Source organism: Burkholderiales bacterium, from assembly GCA_013695435.1.
In the GTDB taxonomy this organism is placed as follows: domain Bacteria; phylum Pseudomonadota; class Gammaproteobacteria; order Burkholderiales; family JACMKV01; genus JACMKV01.
This window is the reverse complement of sequence record JACDAM010000168.1, coordinates 1-2,284: the sequence shown is the minus strand read 5'-3', so window position 1 is coordinate 2,284 and position 2,284 is coordinate 1. Positions and strand designations below refer to the sequence as shown.

The window sequence follows — 2,284 nt, the reverse complement described above, 5'->3', positions numbered from 1 at the left end:
GCCGATCAATGGCACGAGCACTGTAGACGAGATCGTAGCGATAGCTTTCCAGGGATAAGCGGAAAGGCTGGACGAGTACCCCCGAAGCCAGTTCCTCGGCCACCAGGCCACCGATGAACTGGGGCTTTCGCACGCAATGACGAGCAAAGCGGTGACCCGGCTCGAAGCGCGGCTGGGAGCGCGGTTGCTGAACCGCACGACGCGGAAATTGAGTTTGACCGAAGCCGGCGAGGCTCTTTACGGGAAGAGCCGCGACGCTCTGAGCCAGATCGAGGAAGCGGAACTCGAGATCGGCCAGCTTCAGAACGAGCCGCGCGGCCTGCTCAAGATGACCGCGCCCATGTCATTCGGAATTCTGCACATCGCACCGGCGCTGCCCGAATTCCTGCGACGGCATCCGCTGGTTTCGATCGAGATCAGATTCGATGACCGGACGGTCGATCTTGCGGACGAGGGCTTCGATCTGGCAATCCGGGTCGCATCGTATCTGCAGGAATCGACGCTGGTTGCGCGAAAGCTCGCGCCCTGCCGATTCGCGGTCTGCGCCAGCCCAGACTACTTCGAGCGGCATCACCCGCCGCTGACGCCGCACGATCTGCGAGATCACAATTGCCTGGTCTACACGTATGTCGCGAGGCCGAACATCTGGCACTTTACTGCTCCTGATGGAAACGAGATTGCGGTGCCGGGTCAGCAGCAATCTGCGCATGAACAACGGACTCGCCGAGCGCGAAGCCGCGCTGCAAGGGCTGGGCGTCATGCTGAGCCCCACGTTCTATGTCGGCGAGATGATTCGCGAAGGACGCCTGCAGGCGGTGCTCACCGATTACAAGGCGCCGGAGACCGCGCTCTACGCGATCTATCCCGAGCGCAGATATGTCTCGCCGGAAGTACGCGCGTGTATCGACTTCTTCGCGCAGCGCTTCGGTCCGGAACCATACTGGGACAGATTCGATCGCGGCGGGCACGAATCGACGCAGAAGTAGTTGCGCCGGATTTATTCGCTGGCCGTCACCGCATCAATGCACCAAGATGAGCGGCCCCTGGCCTCGCGCGCACCATTGCGTTGCAGCGGGCGCCCACCTGCGCGCGCGCTGCACGCTTCAACGAACTGACTTTTCGCCCGGCATCTGCCGCGCTATCACCGCGGCAATCGTTCATACGCCCGCTTCTCTCGCTGCCGGCTTGCGGCAACGGCATGGATAGTGCCTGCGGGCGGCCCCGCGTTCGCTGTCCTTATCCCAAGGGCATGGTGTTCCGAACGTCTCATCAAGGGGGTCTGCAAAATGTCGACTGTTCAGAATCGAAGGTGTCGCCGGTTTAGTATTTGTAAAGTCCAGCGCAATAAGCTCCTTTCAACCTTGCTCTGCTGCGCGCTTTCGGCAATGGCCGCCAGCCACGCTCGTGCCGGAGCGACCATCAAGTTCGACGACGATAAATTTTTTTCGATAGGCGCCGGCCTGCGCACCAGCTTCGTAGCAGTGGAAGACGCCGCGCCGGATGGCAGCTCGTCGTCCAATGACTTTGTCCTTGACAACATCCGGCTCTATACCGAAGGGCAAATTAACAAGTACATCAAGGGCACCTTCAATACCGAGCGTCGCGGCAGCGGCGACTTTCCGGACGGCATCCAGGTCCTCGACGCCATCGCGCGTTTCGAGTTCAACAAGGTGTTCAATATCTGGGGCGGGCGCATGCTGCCGCCCAGCGATCGCGCCAATCTCGACGGGCCGTTCTATCTGAATGCCTGGCAGTTTCCGGGCGTCGTGTCGAACTACCCGAACCTTGCCGTCGGCCGCGACAACGGCGTGCAGATCTGGGGTAAACCGCTCGCCGAAAAACTGGTTTACTCGGTCGGCGCTTTTGAAGGACACAACAATGTAGCCGGCGGCTCCAGCGACAGCGATAACTTTCTGTACGCGGGCCGGCTGGCATTCAATTTTCTCGATCCGGAGCCGACACCCGCTTACTACACGGCAAGCACGTATTACGGCGCCAAGGACATCCTTACGCTTGCGGTCGTTTACCAGTACCAGCAGGATGGCGTCGGCACCACTGCGCTGAGCGACGACTTCAGCGCGTTCAGCGTCGACGCGCTGTTCGAGAAAAATCTGTCCGGAATCGGCGTCATCACGCTCGAAGGCGCTTACTACAACTACGATCTTGGCGACGTTCCCGATTGCGGCTCCGGCGAACCGGGCGCTGCCGCCTGCCCCGGCGGACGCAACGTCGGCGGACAGGTCGACGGCAATGCTTATCTCGCGACCGTCGCTTACCTGATTCC

2 protein-coding genes and 2 pseudogenes are annotated in these 2,284 nt (G+C 60.9%); 3 read left to right on the top strand and 1 reads right to left on the bottom strand.

The features are described from left to right. Window positions 1–106 (bottom strand): annotated as a pseudogene (locus H0V78_08775) (LysR family transcriptional regulator). A gap of 30 nt (window positions 107–136) precedes the next feature. On the opposite strand from H0V78_08775, the pseudogene H0V78_08770 reads away from it, so the two are divergent. From H0V78_08770 to H0V78_08760, 3 genes and pseudogenes are all read left to right on the top strand, one after another. Next, window positions 137–652: pseudogene (locus H0V78_08770) on the top strand (LysR family transcriptional regulator). A 13-nt stretch (window positions 653–665) separates the two neighbouring features. Continuing rightward, window positions 666–986 carry a hypothetical protein gene (locus H0V78_08765; GenBank protein ID MBA2351865.1) on the top strand — a complete coding sequence of 107 codons (321 nt, stop codon included), beginning with the start codon at window positions 666–668 and terminating at the stop codon, window positions 984–986. A gap of 399 nt (window positions 987–1,385) precedes the next feature. Next, a partial coding sequence (locus H0V78_08760) for a hypothetical protein (protein ID MBA2351864.1) occupies window positions 1,386–2,284 on the top strand: 899 nt, incomplete at its 3' end.